Here is a 14,410-nt window from a genome sequence, read left to right as displayed (position 1 = left end):
GCGAAGCAAGCGCGACCGGACGGCGGACGGGCGGGGCCATCCCCGCCCGATCTGGCCGACGGCGTGGCTTCGCCACGACGCCCCCTCTGACGGTCCCATCCGTTTGACCTTGCAGCCAAACCCCCACCCCGCCTACGCTCCGCCAATGGGGGACGCAGCAGCGATCGACAGGTTCATCAGCCGCTGGCGCGCCAACGAAGGCGGTGCCGAGCGCGCCAATTACGTGCTGTTCCTGACCGAACTCTGCACGCTGCTCGATTTGCCGCAGCCCCAGCCCGCCGATGCCAGCCACACGCGCAACGATTACGTCTTCGAACGCGCCGTCACCTTCAAGGACGAGGCGGGCAAGTCAGGGCACGGCCGGATCGATCTCTACAAGCGCGGCGCTTTCGTGCTTGAGGCCAAGCAGAGCCGCGAGCCCGGCGGCAAGAAGGAAGTCGCGCTCCCGGCGCAACAACCCGCCCTGCCCGGCTTCGCGCCGACCGAAATCCGCGGCCGACGCAGCGCACAGCGCGGCTGGGACGTGCTGATGCGCAACGCCCGCGAACAGGCCGAGCAATATGCGCGCGCCTTGCCCACCGATCATGGCTGGCCGCCCTTCATCATCGTTGCCGATGTCGGCCATGCCTTCGAAATCTTTGCCGACTTCTCGGGCCAGGGCAAAAACTACCGCCAGTTCCCCGATCGCTCGGGCTATCGCATCTATCTCGACGATCTGCGCGACGAGGGCGTCCGCGCCCGGTTGCGCGCGATGTGGCTCGATCCGCACAGCCTCGATCCCGCCAAGCACGCCGCCGCCGTTACTCGCGACATCGCCAAACGCCTCGCGCACGTCAGCAAACTGCTGGAGGAACGCGGCTACCAGCCCGAGCCCGTTGCGCATTTCCTGATGCGCTGCCTGTTCACAATGTTCGCCGAGGATACGGGGCTACTCGAACCCGGCAGCTTCACCGACGTGCTTGCCGATGCGCGCAACGCCCCCGACAGTTTCGCGCCGATGCTCGAGGATCTGTGGCGCACGATGGACACCGGCGGCTTCTCGCCCGTGCTGCGCAAGACGGTGCGCAAGTTCAACGGCGGGCTGTTCGCCGAACGCAACGCCATCCCGCTCCACAAGGAAGAGATTGGCGAGCTGTACGAGGCCGCGCGCCACGTCTGGACCGAGGTCGAACCCGCGATCTTCGGCACCTTGCTCGAACAGGCGCTCGACAAGGTCGAACGCAAGCGGCTCGGCGCGCATTACACGCCGCGCGCCTATGTCGAGCGGCTCGTCATCGCGACGATCATCGAGCCGCTGCAGCGCGAATGGGAGACCGAAGTGCTCGGCACGGTCGAGCGCGAGCGCAGCGCCGATCCGCAGGGCGCGATCCGCGCGGTGCACGATTTCCACGAAAAGCTCGCCGCGACGCGCGTGCTCGATCCCGCCTGCGGCACCGGCAATTTCCTCTATGTCGCGCTCGAGCTGATGAAGCGGCTCGAGGGCGACGTGCTCGAAGTGCTCGCCGATCTCGGCGGGCAGGAAGCGCTCGCGCTCGAGACCGCGACGGTCCACCCGCGCAACTTTCTCGGCCTCGAGCTCAACCCGCGCGCCGCCGCGATCGCCGAACTCGTGCTGTGGCTCGGCTATCTGCAATGGCAGATGCGCAACGGCGGGCAGATCGCCGATCCCGTGCTCGAACGCCTCAGCAACATCACCGCGATGGATGCGGTGCTTAAGCATGACGCGGGGCGGATGCGCGACGACGGAACGTTCGACGAATTCCCCAACCCGCGCCGGCCCGACTGGCCGCAGGCGGATTATATCGTTGGCAACCCGCCCTTCATCGGCGGCAAGGACGTCCGCGCGCGGCTCGGCGACGGCTATGCGACCGCGCTGTGGAAGGCGCACCCCAAGATCAACAAATCCGCCGATTTCGTGATGTACTGGTGGGACCGCGCCGCCGAGCGGCTGACCGAAAAGGGCACGCGGCTCAAGCGCTTCGGCTTCGTCACCACCAATTCGATCACGCAGGAATTCAGCCGCCGCGTGATGGCGGCGCGGATGGACGCGCGCGCGCCGATCAGCCTGGTGATGGCGGTTCCGGATCATCCCTGGACCAAGGCGACAAAGGATGCGGCGGCGGTGCGGATCGCGATGACGGTTGGCGAGGCCGGGGGGCGCGAAGGCTCGCTGTACGAGGTCACGCATGAAAGCGGGCTGGATACCGACGCGCCGCGCGTCGATTTGCGCCATGTCGGTGGCGACATTCACGCAGATCTGACCGTTGGGTCGGATGTTACACAGGCCCATCCTTTGCGGGCGAATAACTGGATTTGCTCACCCGGCGTGAAACTCCACGGGCCGGGCTTCATTATTTCTAAGGCAGAAGCTGAGATGCTGGGCCTCGGACGCCGCGACGGACTGGACCGCCACATTCGTCTCTATCGGAACGGGCGCGACCTGATGGCGCGATCACGCAATCAAATGGTCATCGATCTGTTTGGCCTAAGCGAGGTGGAAGTCAGGCGTTCGTATCCCGAGATTTATCAGCACTTAATGACTACCGTGAAGGTGGATCGCGACAAGCAAGCGCTGAAATCGCCAACGACCGACGCGCTGTCATATGCAAGCAACTGGTGGGTTTTCGGCAAACCCCGGACGGAACTACGCCCGGCGCTCGAAGGATTGCCGCGCTACATCGTCACCGTCGAAACGGCGAAGCATCGCGTATTCCAATTCCTGGACGCAAGCATTCTTGCCGACAATATGCTCGTCTGCGTCGCGAGCGATGAAGCATTCCATCTTGGCTGTTTGGGATCAAAAATCGATCTAGTTTGGACCTCTGCGCAAGGCGGAACTCTTGAAGATCGGCCACGGTTTACAAAGAGCCAGTGCTTCGATCCCTTCCCCTTTCCCGACGCCACCCCCGAACAGCGCACGATCATCGGCGATCTCGCCGAGGAACTCGACGCGACGCGGAAAGAGGTGCTCGCCGAACACACCGACCTGACGCTCACCGGCCTCTACAATCTGCGCGAGAAGCTGCGCCAGCACGGCCCGTTCACCCCGGTCGAGCAGGACCAGCGCCGCCGCGGCCGCGTCGACATCATCGCCCAGTTGCACGACCGGATCGATGATGCGGTCGCCGATGCCTATGGCTGGCCGCGCGACCTCTCCGACGAGGCGATCGTCACCCGCCTCGTCGCGCTCAATGCCGAGCGCCATGCTGAGGAAAAAGCCGGCAAGGTCCGCTGGCTGCGCCCCGATTATCAGCTGCCGCGCGCCGGCGTCACCGTTCTAGCGCCCAAGGCCCAGCCCGAACAGATCGAGGCGCTGCTCCCCGCCGCCGCGACCAGGAAGCCCGCCTTCCCCCGCGACGCGATCGGCCAGACCGCCGCCGTGCTTGCCGATCTGCGCGGCGGCGCCGGCCTCACCAGCGCCGAGATCGCGCGCCGCTATGCGCAGGGGCTCCGGTCCGAACCGCGCATCGCCGCCACGCTCGCCGCGCTCGTCCGGCTCGGCCATGTCGCGGCGGAGGGCGATCGCTTCACGCTGCGCCGCGCCGCCTGATGACGCCCGGCGCTTCGGATCGCGACCGCATTGAGCATCTGTTCGGCCGCTACGAAGCGCTGGTAAACCCGCCCGCCACCACCGGCGTCAAAGCCAACCGCCGCGTCGCGCGGCAGTGTATCGCCAAGCAGGATAAAGACGCATGATCCCGGGAAATGTCGCCTCGATCAAGAAGGACGATTTTTACGTCCCGACGCTGCACGTGCTTCGCGATCTGGGCGGCTCGGCATCGATTGAAGAGATCGAGGAAAAGCTGATCGACCGCTTCGGTTTCACTCAGGCTGATCTCGATGCCACCTATCCCACGAGCGGCGACAACATCATCACTGATAAGATGTCATGGGCGCGCAGCTATCTCAAATTCCCCGGTTACGTCTCGAATGATTCGAAGGGCGTGTGGGTGTTGACCGAAGCCGGGCGACTTGCGGCTGATGAACCACTGGAGGTCGTTCGCAAATACATTCGAGAGGCCAAGGCACTGCGACGCGCCGAGCAGTTGAAGGCCAAGGCGTCGCTCGCCGTCGGCGACGTTGCCGACGACGAGGCCGAATCGGATCACCCCAATGCAGACTGGTCCGACATCCTCCTCGCCAGGCTCCAGTCGATCGATCCCGCCGCCTTCGAGCGTCTGTGCCAGCGCCTGCTGCGCGAACACGGTTTCGTCCGGGTCGAGGTTACCGGCAAATCCGGCGACGGCGGGATCGACGGGCACGGCGTGCTGCGCGTCAATCTCGTCTCGTTCAACGTGTTGTTCCAGTGCAAGCGCTACAAAGGCTCGGTTGGCAGCAGCACGATCCGTGACTTCCGCGGCGCGATGCAGGGCCGCGCCGACAAGGGACTGGTCATCACCACCGGCACCTTCACGCCCGATGCCCGACGCGAGGCGACGCGCGATGGCGCGCCGGCGATCGATCTGATCGATGGCGAGGCGCTGTGCGATCTGCTGCGCGAGGTCAATCTGGGCGTCGTCGTCCGCCCCGTCACCACCTATGAGATCAGCATCGACGAAACGTTCTTCGACGAAATCTGACCGCGCATTTGTTACGCCCGCCCCTGTCCTACACGCCCGGCAGCATATATCCTGTGCGCCAGTCCGCTCTTTCGAATCGTCAGCCCGCCGCCACCGCTCCTGCGCTGCCCGCCCGTGCGAACGGCCCACCCCGCCCAATGCGCGCGCCCGCGCGCGTGGAGCGTGCGACCTTTGCGACCTTTGCCGGCCGCGCTTCCCTTTCCCGGCCCGATCCGCTAAGGGCCGCGTTCACGATTTCCCGATATTTGCTAGAGGTTTGTTTGGCCAAGGAAGAATTGCTCGAAATGCGCGGTCAGGTGGTGGAGCTTTTGCCCAACGCCATGTTCCGCGTGAAGCTCGAAAACGATCACGAGATTCTCGGCCACACCGCCGGCAAGATGCGCAAGAACCGCATCCGCGTGCTGGTGGGTGACGAAGTGCTGGTCGAACTCACGCCCTACGACCTGACCAAGGGCCGCATCACGTACCGCTTCAAGTAAGCGTTCCCCGGCCGTCGGGCGGGGAATAAGGGTAAACATGATCCCCGATCTCGTTCTCGCCTCCACCAGCCCGCGCCGGCTGGAGCTGCTTGCGCGCATCGGCGTCACGCCGGCGCGCATCGCCGCGCCCGATGTCGATGAAGACCCGCTCAAGGCCGAAGAACCCCGTCCCTATGCGCTGCGCATCGCGCTGGCCAAGGCGCAGGCGGTGGAGCGTGGCGCGAACGAGGTGGTCCTCGCCGGCGACACGACGATCGCGGTCGGCCGCCGCATCCTCGGCAAGCCCGCGGACGAAGCGGATCTGCGCCGCATGCTCGGCCTGCTGTCCGGCCGCCGGCATCACTGCCTGTCCGCGGTGTGCGTCATCGCCCGCGACGGCAAGGCGCGCACCCGGATCAGCGACACGATCGTCGCCTTCAAGCCGCTGTCGGCGGCCGAGATCGACGCTTATGTCGCCAGCGGCGAAGGGATGGGCAAGGCCGGTGGCTATGCCATCCAGGGCCGCGCCGAGGCCTGGGTGCGGTTCCTCTCCGGCTCGCATTCGGGCGTGGTCGGCCTGCCTTTGTTCGAAACCCGCGCGCTGCTCGCCACTGCCGGCGTGCCCATTGCCTGAGTGGCGCTACGAGGCCGGCATCGGCGAGGCCCGTGCCGCTTTGGTCGATGGCGACCGCATCCTCGAGGCGCTGATCGAGCCTGAACACACTGGCCCGCGGCTCGGCACCGTCACCCGGGCGCGGCTCACCGAGATCACCACCAAGGGCCGCGAAGCCCGCGTCACGCTGGACGACGGCAGCGAGGCGACGCTGTCCCCGCTCCCGCCCGGCATCACGCAAGGATCGAGTCTGACGGTCCGCATCGTCCGCGAGGCGATCCCCGAGCCCGGCCGCCCGAAGCGCCCCAAGGCCGCGCCGAGTGACGACGCCCCCGCGCCCGGCCCCGATCTGCTCGCCCGCATCACCGCCTCGGACCATCCGGTGCGCGTCCTCCGCCCGCACGAGCCCGACGCGCTCGAACAGGCCGGCTGGTCGGAAGTGCTCGATGAAGCGCTGACCGGCGAGATCGCTTTTGCCGGCGGCGCGCTGCGCATGACGCCGACTCCGGCAATGACGCTGTTCGATGTCGATGGCGTCGGCCCGCTCGAGCCGCTCGCCATCGCCGCCGCCACCGCCATTGCCCAGGCGATCGTGCGCCACGCGATCGGCGGCTCGATCGGCGTGGATTTCCCGACGATCACCGGCAAGGCGCCGCGCCAGGCGGTCGCCGCCGCGCTCGACGCCGCCTTGCCCCCGCCGTTCGAGCGTACCGCGGTCAACGGCTTCGGCTTCCTGCAGATCGTCCGCCCCCGGCTCGTCGCCTCGCTCCCCGAACTGCTCCGCAGCGATCCCGCCGCCCGCACCCGCGCTTTGCTCCGCCAGTTGGAGCGCATCCCGCCCCCCGCGCCGCGCCACCACCGCGTGAGCAAGAACGTGGTTGCGACTTTGGCGGCGCACCCCACATGGACGTCCGAACTCGCCCGCCGCACCGGCGTCGACGCCCAATTCGAGACCGACTGATGGCCAAGACCGATTCCTGCCCGATCTGCGGCAAACCCGCGACGCCCGCGCAGAAGCCGTTCTGCAGCCAGGGCTGCCGCGATCGCGATCTGCTGCAATGGCTTGGCGAAGGCTATCGCATCCCGGCCGGGCCGGCCGAGCGCGATGAAGCGGATAGCGTGCCAGATGGGCTGGACAGCCGCCGGGACCCCGACTAAGAGCGCGCTTCCGGTTCGGCAACGAACCGCGTGCCCGAGTAGCTCAGTTGGTAGAGCACACGATTGAAAATCGTGGTGTCGGTGGTTCGAACCCGCCCTCGGGCACCACTCTCCCCCGCGAGAGTTGGCCCAATTCCCGGATTGCGCTTCTGCCGTCCGCCCCCTAGCCTCCCCTGAAATCGACAAGAAACGGGGAAGCAGCATGCGTCTATTGGCCTTGGCGACGGCGATCGCGCTTACTTCGGGCATCGCGCAGGCCGCCGACAGCCCGGCCGAGGCGCAGGCGCTCGACATCGCCAAGCGCGCGATCGCCTTCCGCTCGGTCGCCGGGCCCGGCAACCAGACGCCGCAATTGGCCGCCTATTTGAAGACGCAGCTCGTCGCCGGCGGCTTCAAGGATGAAGACGTCACGATCACCCCGGTCGACGACACCGCCTATCTGATCGCCCGCTATCCGGGGAAGAACGCCAAGGCCAAGCCGCTGGTCATTTCGGGGCATATCGACGTGGTCGAGGCCAAGCCTGCGGACTGGCAGCGCGATCCGTTCACCGCGGTGGTCGAGAACGGCTATCTCTACGGCCGCGGCGCGACCGACATGAAGCTCGACGCCGCGATCGTCATCGCCGCCTTGGTCGAGCTCAAGCGGCAGGGCTTCGTGCCGGCGCGCGACATCATCCTCGAATTCTCCGGCGACGAGGAAACCGCGATGAAGACCTCCGCGCTGATCGCCGAGCAACTCAAGAATGCCGAACTGGTCATCAACATCGATGGCGGCGGCGGCGCGCTCGACGAGAAAACCGGCAAGCCGCTGTACCTCACCTGGCAGGGCGCGGAGAAGACCTATGCCGATTTCCAGCTGAGCGTCACCAATGCCGGCGGGCACAGCTCGGCGCCGCGCAAGGACAATGCCATCGTCCAGCTGTCACGCGCGCTGGAGCGGATCGGGGCGTATCAATTCACCCCCGAGCTCAACGATCTGACGCGCGGCTACTTCACTAGCGCGGCCAAATATGAGGACGCCGCAACCGGTGCGGCGATGCGCGCTTTTGCCGCCAATCCGGCGGACAAAACGGCGATCGCCACCCTGACCGCCAACCCCAGCATGGTCGGGCAGATCGGCACGACCTGCGTGGCGACGATGGTCAACGGCGGCCATGCCTTGAACGCGCTCCCGCAGCGCGCCACCGCGAACATCAATTGCCGCATCTTCCCCGGCCACCAGCCCGCTGCGATCATGGCCGAATTGCAGAAGGTCGCCGCCGAACCCGCCGTGCGGTTCAAGGACGTCACCGAAGGCGCGGTGCCCAACGATGCCTCGCCGCTGCGCGCCGATTTCGTCACCGCGGTGACCAAGGCGATGGCGCCGATCTATCCCGGCGTGCCGATCTTCCCCGGCATGTCGGCGGGCGCCAGCGACAGCATGTGGTTCCGCTATCACCACGTGCCGAGCTACGGGGCCAGTCCCGTCTTCATCAAGGGTTCGGACAATTTCAGCCACGGCCTGAACGAGCGCACCCCCGTCGCCAACATCGCGCCGGCGCTGCAATACTACCGCTCGCTGTTCACCAGCCTGTCGAAATGATGGCGCACCGCGTCGCCGATCTCGCGCCTGAGGCCGACCCGGACGCCGATTGGAGCCTGCCCGGCTGGCTCTATACCGACGCCGAATATTACGACGTCGAGCTCGCGCGCGTGCTGCGGCCGTCGTGGCAGATCGTCTGCCATGTCAGCGATATCCCCGATGCGGGCGATTATCACACGCTCGATTATATCGGCGAAAGCGTGATCGCCATGCGCGGTATCGACGGGCAGGTCCGCGCCTTCGCCAATGTCTGCCGCCACCGCGCGATGCGGCTGGTGGAAGGCCCGGCGGGCTGCGCCAAGAAACTCGTCTGTCCCTATCATGCCTGGGCCTATGAGCTCGACGGCCGGCTCACCGGCGTGCCGATGCGCGGCGATTATCCCGCGCTCGACATGGCGCAAATGGGTCTGGTGCCCGTCGGCGTCGAGCTGTGGAACGGCTTCGTGTTCGTGCGATTGGAGGATGACGGCGGCCCCTCGGTAGCGGCGATGATGGCGCCCTATTCGCCTGAAATCGCGCCTTACCGCTTTGACGATCTGCGCGCGATCGCGCCGCTGCGCACGCGACAGCGCGCCGTGAACTGGAAGAATGTCGGCGACAATTATTCGGACAATCTGCACATCCCCGTCGCGCATACCGGCCTCACCCGCCTGTTCGGCAAGAGCTACGCGATCGAGGCGCAGCCCTATGTCGACAAGATGTCCGGCTATCTCGCCGATCGCCCGTCCGCCGATCCATGGGAGCGGCTGTACCAGACGCATCTGCCGCCCGCGCCGCACCTGCCCGAGAGCCACCAGAAATTGTGGCTCTATTACAAGCTCTGGCCGAACATGGCGTTCGACATCTATCCCGATCAGGTCGATTTCATGCAGTGGCTGCCGCTCACGCCGACCACCTCTCTGCTGCGCGAGATGACCTTCGCGCTGCCGGATGCCCATGTTCCAGAAGAGCGGCGCCGCGAGATGAAGGTGGTGCGCTACGCCAACTGGCGCATCAACCGCACCGTCAATGCCGAGGATACCTGGCTGATCGAGCGCGTGCAGCAGGGCATGGCCTCGCAGAGCTACGAGGCGGGCCCGATCGGGCGCAGCGAAGTCTGCCTGCGCAGCTTTGCGCGGAAGATCCGCGAACGGATACCGGAGGCGCGGCTGCACCGGGCGCCGGCGGCGGGATGGAGTAAATCCCCCTCCCGCTTGCGGGAGGGGTTAGGGGAGGGCCTGTCCACCGTCGCCGCGCTCCTACAGGCCCTCCCCCAGCCCCTCCCGCAAGCGGGAGGGGAGTAACCATGACCAAATCCTACGACGCACTGATCATCGGCGGTGGCCATAACGGCCTGGTCTGCGCCTTCTACCTTGCCCGCGCCGGCCTGAAGGTGCGCGTGCTCGAGCGGCGCCATATCGTCGGCGGTGCGGCGGTGACCGAGGAATTCGCCCCCGGTTTCCGCAATTCCACCGCCAGCTACACGGTCAGCCTGCTGCGCCCCAAGGTGATCCGCGACATGCGGCTGCACGAGCGCGGCTGGCGCATCATCGAGCGTACGATCAGCAATTTCCTTCCGCATGACGGCGGCTATCTGAAGCTCGGCGGCGGCCAGACGCAGGCCGAATTCGCCCGCTTCAGCCAGCACGACGCGGATATCTTCCCGCAATACGAAGCGGCGCTGGAACGCGTCGCCGCGGTGCTGCGCGACATGGCGCTCAAGACCCCGCCCAATGCCGGCGGCGGCCTGCGCGCGCTGATCGCCGCCGCGCTGCAGGGCAAACGCCTGGCAGGGATGGATATCGAGGCGCAGCGCGACACGATGGACCTGTTCGTCAAATCGGCGCGCGACTTCCTCGATCACTGGTTCGACAATGAATATGTCAAGGCAGCGTTCGGCTTCGATGCGGTGGTCGGCAATTATGCCAGCCCCGACACGCCGGGCAGCGCCTATGTGCTGCTGCACCACGTGTTCGGCGAAGTGAACGGCAAGATGGGCACCTGGGGCCACAGCGTCGGCGGCATGGGATCGATCACGCAATATATGGCCGAGGCGTGCGCGGAAGCGGGCGTCGAGATCAGCCTCGATGCGCCGGTCGCCAGGGTGCTGGTGGACGGCAACAAGGCGGTCGGGGTGAAACTGGAATCCGGCGAGGAGATCGCCGCGAAGATCGTCGCCGCCAATGTCGGCCCGGCCTTGCTGTTCCGCCAGCTGGTCGATCGCAGCGATCTCGCGCCCGACTTCGCGCGGCGCGTCGATGGCTTCAAGGCCGGCTCGGGCACGTTCCGCATGAACGTCGCGCTCAGCGAACTGCCCGATTTCACCGTATTGCCCGGCACGGCGCTCGCCGAACATCATACCGCCGGCATCATCATCGCCCCGACGCTCGATTACATGGACAAGGCGTTCACCGATGCGAAGGCGAAGGGCTGGTCCGACGATCCGATCGTCGAGCTCAAGATCCCGAGCTCGGTCGACGACAGCCTCGCCCCGCCCGGCCAGCACGTCGCCAGCCTGTTCTGCCAGCAATTCGCGCCGGTGCTGCCGAATGGCCGCAGCTGGGATGATGAACGCGAGGCGGCGGCCGAGACGATCATCGACACCGTCACCCGCCACGCGCCCAATTTCCGCGGCTCGATCATCGCCACGCAGATCCACTCGCCGGTCGATCTCGAACGCAAGTTCGGGCTGATCGGCGGCGACATCATGCACGGCCATATGAGCCTCGACCAATTATGGGCGGCGCGGCCGATGCTCGGCCACGGCGATTATCGCAGCCCGATCAAGGGGCTCTACATGTGCGGCGCCGGCACGCATCCGGGCGGCGGCGTGACCGGCGCGCCGGGGCATAATGCGGCGCATGAGATCCTGCGCGATCGGAGTTTGCTGGGGCGGGTGTTCGGGTAAGCCCCCTCTTTCCGTCATCCTGACGAACGTCAGGATCCATTTCGCCTCATACGCGGTCGTCGATGCGGCATGATGGAGCCTGACTTTCGTCAGGATGACGGCCTGGTGGGGAGCGCCCTCCGCCGCGCCCACCAATAGACCGGCGCGCCGGTCAACGTCAGCGCCAGTCCCCAGCCGCTCGCCTCCAGCCCGGCACCCACCATCGCCCAGCCGGTAAAGGCCAGCCCCAGCACCGCGGGCACCACCGCCACCCGCCGCAGCATCGCCGCCACGCAGATCGCGGCATAGAGCCACAGCACCGTGCAGGTCGTCAGCAACGCGGCAAACTGGAACGCGCCGCTCAGGGATCGGCTGGCAGTGGACAGCACCAGCAGGCTCGACAGTACGCTCGACAGCAGCAGCACGCGCACCGGCACGTCGCGCGCATTGACCCGCCCGAACCAGCCCGGCAGGAGGCCGGCGCGCGCCATGCCCAGCGGCACTTCGCCCTGCATCAGCACCCAGCCATTGAGCGCGCCGATCGCCGCCAGCGCGGCGAATGCGGCAATCAGAAGTCCCGCCCCGCGCCCCCAGAACGTTTCGACGAACAAGGCGAACGGCGCCGACGATGCCGCCACGCGCTCGGCCGGAATGGCAAAGGCGATCCCCGAACTGACCAGGATATACAGCAATCCGGTCACCACCGTGCCGACCATCGTCGCACGCATCACGGTGCGCGCCGGATTGCGCACGCGTTCCGAGATCATTCCCGCGCATTCGAAGCCGAGCAACGGAAACAATGTCAGCGTCACCGCCGCGGTCAGCCCGCCATAGCCCGCGCTCGTTCCCGGCCAGGCCGGCGCCTGCGCCTTGCCCGTCACGCCCAACCAGGTCAGGATCGCCACCACCGCGATCAGCGGCAGCAATTTGAGCAACGTCGTCACCACCTGCACACGCCCAGCGGTGCGCGCGCCGAGCAGATTGGTCGCGGTGAACAGCCAGATCAGCGCGATCGTCGCCAGCGCGCCGTTCAGCGGCGTGGCGATCAGCAGCGGCACGAACACACCGAGATAGCTCACCGCCGCGCCGGCGATCGCCGCGATCGTCGTCCAGGTCGAGATCCAATAGGCCCAGCCGACCAATACGCCGATCCACGGCCCCAGCACTGCCGCGGCGATCGCCACCGCGCCGGTCTGCTCGGGCATGACCTGCCCCAGCCGCGCGACGGCATAACCGATCATCACCGCGCCGGTGATGCTGATTATCCATGCCATCACCCCGATCCAGCCATAGGGCGCGATCGCCACGGGGAGCAGGAAGATGCCCGAGCCGATCATGCTGCCGACGATCAGCGCGGTGGCGGTCCAGAAGCCGAAGGGGCGCGTATCAGTGCTCATGCATCGCCTTATGATCGATCCCGCCCCCCTGTCGAGCGATGCCGGCGGGCACGATGATGCACCGTTCCCTTCCGCCGCAATCCCGTCCAATATTGCCCGCATGGCATTCGTCGCGCTCCCGCACCGACACTATCCGCAAGCGCTGATCGATGCCGCGCTGGCGCTGCACGACAATCGCCTGTCGGACGCCGAGCCACTGCTCAGGGCCCGGCTCAAGACCGATCCGTTCGACGTGCGCGCGATGCGCATGCTGGCCGAGCTTGCCGGGCGGATCGGGCGCTATCCCGATGCCGAGCATCTGTTGCGCCGCGCGGTCGAGCTGGCGCCCGATTTCACTGCCGCGCGCGCCAATCTCGCGATCGTGCTGTACCGCCAGAACCGCGCGCCCGAGGCGATCGCCGAGCTCGATCGCGTGCTCGACGAAGATCCCGACAATCCCGGCCATGCCAATCTCAAGGCCGCGGCGCTGGGCCGGATCGGCGGATTCGACGAGGCGATCGAGCTCTACCAGCAGGTGCTGAAGGAGGCGCCGCGCCAGGCCAGGGTATGGATGAGCTTCGGGCATATGCTCAAAACCGTCGGCCGGCAGGCGGACGGCGTCGCGGCGTATCGCACGGCAATCGAGATAACGCCCGAGCTCGGCGAAGCCTGGTGGAGCCTCGCCAATCTCAAGACGGTGAAATTCGACGCCGCCGATATTGCCGCGATGGAATGTCAGCTGGCGCGCGCCGACATCTCGGACGAGGACCGCTTCCATCTCGATTTCGCGCTCGGCAAGGCGTTCGAGGACCAGCGCGATGCCGCGCTGGCCTTTGCGCATTATGCCGCGGGCAACACGCTGCGCCGAACCAAGATCAGCTATGACGCGAACGAGACACAGGCACTGGTCGACAAGAGCATCGCGGTGTTCACGCCCGATTTCTTCGCCGCGCGGGCGGGCGGCGGCAGCGACGCGCCGGACCCGATCTTCATCCTCGGCATGCCGCGCGCCGGCTCTACGCTGGTCGAGCAGATCCTCGCCAGCCACAGGCTGGTCGAAGGCACATCGGAACTGCCCGACATTCCCGTGCTCGTGCGCCAGGCCGGCAGCGATCTTGCCGCCTTGTCGCCCGCGCAATTACGCGCGCTCGGCGACGATTATATCGCGCGCACACGCATCCAGCGCCGCACCGATCGCCCGTTCTTCATCGACAAATTGCCCAATAACTGGGCGCACCTGCCGTTCATCCATCTGATCCTGCCGAACGCGCGCATCATCGACGCGCGTCGCCACCCGCTCGGCTGCTGCTTTTCCAACTACAAACAGCATTTCGCGCGCGGCCAGGCGTTCAGCTACGCGCTGGACGATATGGGGCGCTATTACGCCGACTATGTCCGCCTGCTCGCGCATGTCGACGCGGTCCTGCCGGGGCGCGTCCACCGCGTGTTCTACGAAAATATGGTCGACGACACGGAGGCCGAGGTCCGCGCGCTGATCGCCGCCTGCGGGCTCGACTTCGACCCGGCATGTCTTGATTTTCACAAGACCGACCGCGCCGTGCGCACCGCCAGCTCCGAACAGGTGCGCCAGCCGATCTTCCGCGAGGGCACCGCGGCATGGCAGCCGTTCGAGCCCTGGCTCGATCCGCTCAAGGCCGCGCTCGGCGCTGTCCTTACATCGTATCCCGACGCCCCGCCCGCCCGCTGACTGTTGCAAAAGCGTCACGTTGCGCGGGCGAAATGATCACGGCCGCGGAGTCCCGTTGACGGATGTTGC

Annotated in this window: 12 protein-coding genes and 1 tRNA gene; 12 read left to right on the top strand and 1 reads right to left on the bottom strand. The window is 66.7% G+C overall.

The features are described 5' to 3' along the window. Positions 1 to 145 precede the first annotated feature (145 nt). The 11 genes from NV401_RS04160 (at position 146) to NV401_RS04110 (ending at position 11,278) form a co-directional block, all read left to right on the top strand. The gene (locus NV401_RS04160) at positions 146 to 3,550 is read left to right on the top strand and encodes a class I SAM-dependent DNA methyltransferase (RefSeq protein ID WP_261293135.1); all 3,405 of its coding nucleotides are present in this window, start codon (positions 146 to 148) and stop codon (positions 3,548 to 3,550) included. Next, entirely contained in the window at positions 3,550 to 3,696 is a 147-nt protein-coding gene (locus tag NV401_RS04155; RefSeq protein WP_261293134.1) for a hypothetical protein, read from the top strand. Before NV401_RS04160 ends, NV401_RS04155 begins: the two co-directional genes overlap by 1 nt. Next, entirely contained in the window at positions 3,693 to 4,580 is an 888-nt protein-coding gene (locus tag NV401_RS04150) for a restriction endonuclease (RefSeq protein ID WP_261293133.1), read from the top strand. The genes NV401_RS04155 and NV401_RS04150 overlap by 4 nt, the downstream gene beginning before the upstream one ends. A 260-nt stretch (positions 4,581 to 4,840) precedes the next feature. Then, the gene (infA, locus tag NV401_RS04145; RefSeq protein WP_010162480.1) at positions 4,841 to 5,059 is read left to right on the top strand and encodes a translation initiation factor IF-1; all 219 of its coding nucleotides are present in this window, start codon (positions 4,841 to 4,843) and stop codon (positions 5,057 to 5,059) included. A 37-nt stretch (positions 5,060 to 5,096) separates the two neighbouring features. Beyond that, complete coding sequence (locus NV401_RS04140; RefSeq protein ID WP_261293132.1) at positions 5,097 to 5,672, top strand: Maf family protein; 576 nt, start codon at positions 5,097 to 5,099, stop codon at positions 5,670 to 5,672. Further along, positions 5,665 to 6,612, top strand: coding sequence for a ribonuclease (locus tag NV401_RS04135; RefSeq protein ID WP_261293131.1), 948 nt, complete (start codon positions 5,665 to 5,667; stop codon positions 6,610 to 6,612). The genes NV401_RS04140 and NV401_RS04135 overlap by 8 nt, the downstream gene beginning before the upstream one ends. Next, the gene (locus NV401_RS04130; protein WP_261293130.1) at positions 6,612 to 6,809 is read left to right on the top strand and encodes a DNA gyrase inhibitor YacG; all 198 of its coding nucleotides are present in this window, start codon (positions 6,612 to 6,614) and stop codon (positions 6,807 to 6,809) included. The genes NV401_RS04135 and NV401_RS04130 overlap by 1 nt, the downstream gene beginning before the upstream one ends. Positions 6,810 to 6,841: 32 nt before the next feature. Continuing rightward, positions 6,842 to 6,917: transfer RNA gene (locus tag NV401_RS04125), tRNA-Phe, on the top strand. 94 nt (positions 6,918 to 7,011) lie between these two features. After that, complete coding sequence (locus NV401_RS04120; RefSeq protein ID WP_261293129.1) at positions 7,012 to 8,391, top strand: M20/M25/M40 family metallo-hydrolase; 1,380 nt, start codon at positions 7,012 to 7,014, stop codon at positions 8,389 to 8,391. After that, positions 8,391 to 9,674 carry an aromatic ring-hydroxylating oxygenase subunit alpha gene (locus tag NV401_RS04115; protein WP_261293570.1) on the top strand — a complete coding sequence of 428 codons (1,284 nt, stop codon included), beginning with the start codon at positions 8,391 to 8,393 and terminating at the stop codon, positions 9,672 to 9,674. Before NV401_RS04120 ends, NV401_RS04115 begins: the two co-directional genes overlap by 1 nt. 2 nt (positions 9,675 to 9,676) lie before the next feature. Next, on the top strand, positions 9,677 to 11,278 hold the full coding sequence (locus NV401_RS04110; protein WP_261293128.1) for a phytoene desaturase family protein: 1,602 nt from the start codon (positions 9,677 to 9,679) through the stop codon (positions 11,276 to 11,278). An 89-nt stretch (positions 11,279 to 11,367) separates the two neighbouring features. On the opposite strand, the gene NV401_RS04105 is transcribed toward NV401_RS04110, so the two are convergent. Further along, positions 11,368 to 12,654, bottom strand: coding sequence for an amino acid permease (locus tag NV401_RS04105; RefSeq protein WP_261293127.1), 1,287 nt, complete (start codon positions 12,652 to 12,654; stop codon positions 11,368 to 11,370). A 100-nt stretch (positions 12,655 to 12,754) separates the two neighbouring features. Between NV401_RS04105 and NV401_RS04100 the strand changes: the two genes are divergently transcribed. Then, positions 12,755 to 14,341, top strand: a complete 1,587-nt coding sequence (locus tag NV401_RS04100) for a tetratricopeptide repeat-containing sulfotransferase family protein (protein ID WP_261293126.1) — start codon at positions 12,755 to 12,757, stop codon at positions 14,339 to 14,341. Positions 14,342 to 14,410: the final 69 nt, after the last annotated feature.

This window comes from Sphingomonas hylomeconis (genome assembly GCF_025370105.1).
GTDB lineage: Bacteria > Pseudomonadota > Alphaproteobacteria > Sphingomonadales > Sphingomonadaceae > Sphingomonas > Sphingomonas hylomeconis.
This window is presented reverse-complemented; position numbering and strand designations above follow the sequence as displayed.

Coding starts and splice junctions, on each gene's coding strand:
- NV401_RS04115 (WP_261293570.1), top strand. CDS start 8,391: ATGGCGCACCGCGTCGCCGATCTCGCGCCTGAGGCCGACCCGGACGCC.
- NV401_RS04100 (WP_261293126.1), top strand. CDS start 12,755: ATGGCATTCGTCGCGCTCCCGCACCGACACTATCCGCAAGCGCTGATC.
- NV401_RS04130 (WP_261293130.1), top strand. CDS start 6,612: ATGGCCAAGACCGATTCCTGCCCGATCTGCGGCAAACCCGCGACGCCC.
- NV401_RS04105 (WP_261293127.1), bottom strand. CDS start 12,654: ATGAGCACTGATACGCGCCCCTTCGGCTTCTGGACCGCCACCGCGCTG.
- NV401_RS04160 (WP_261293135.1), top strand. CDS start 146: ATGGGGGACGCAGCAGCGATCGACAGGTTCATCAGCCGCTGGCGCGCC.
- NV401_RS04140 (WP_261293132.1), top strand. CDS start 5,097: ATGATCCCCGATCTCGTTCTCGCCTCCACCAGCCCGCGCCGGCTGGAG.
- NV401_RS04150 (WP_261293133.1), top strand. CDS start 3,693: ATGATCCCGGGAAATGTCGCCTCGATCAAGAAGGACGATTTTTACGTC.
- NV401_RS04110 (WP_261293128.1), top strand. CDS start 9,677: ATGACCAAATCCTACGACGCACTGATCATCGGCGGTGGCCATAACGGC.
- NV401_RS04120 (WP_261293129.1), top strand. CDS start 7,012: ATGCGTCTATTGGCCTTGGCGACGGCGATCGCGCTTACTTCGGGCATC.
- NV401_RS04155 (WP_261293134.1), top strand. CDS start 3,550: ATGACGCCCGGCGCTTCGGATCGCGACCGCATTGAGCATCTGTTCGGC.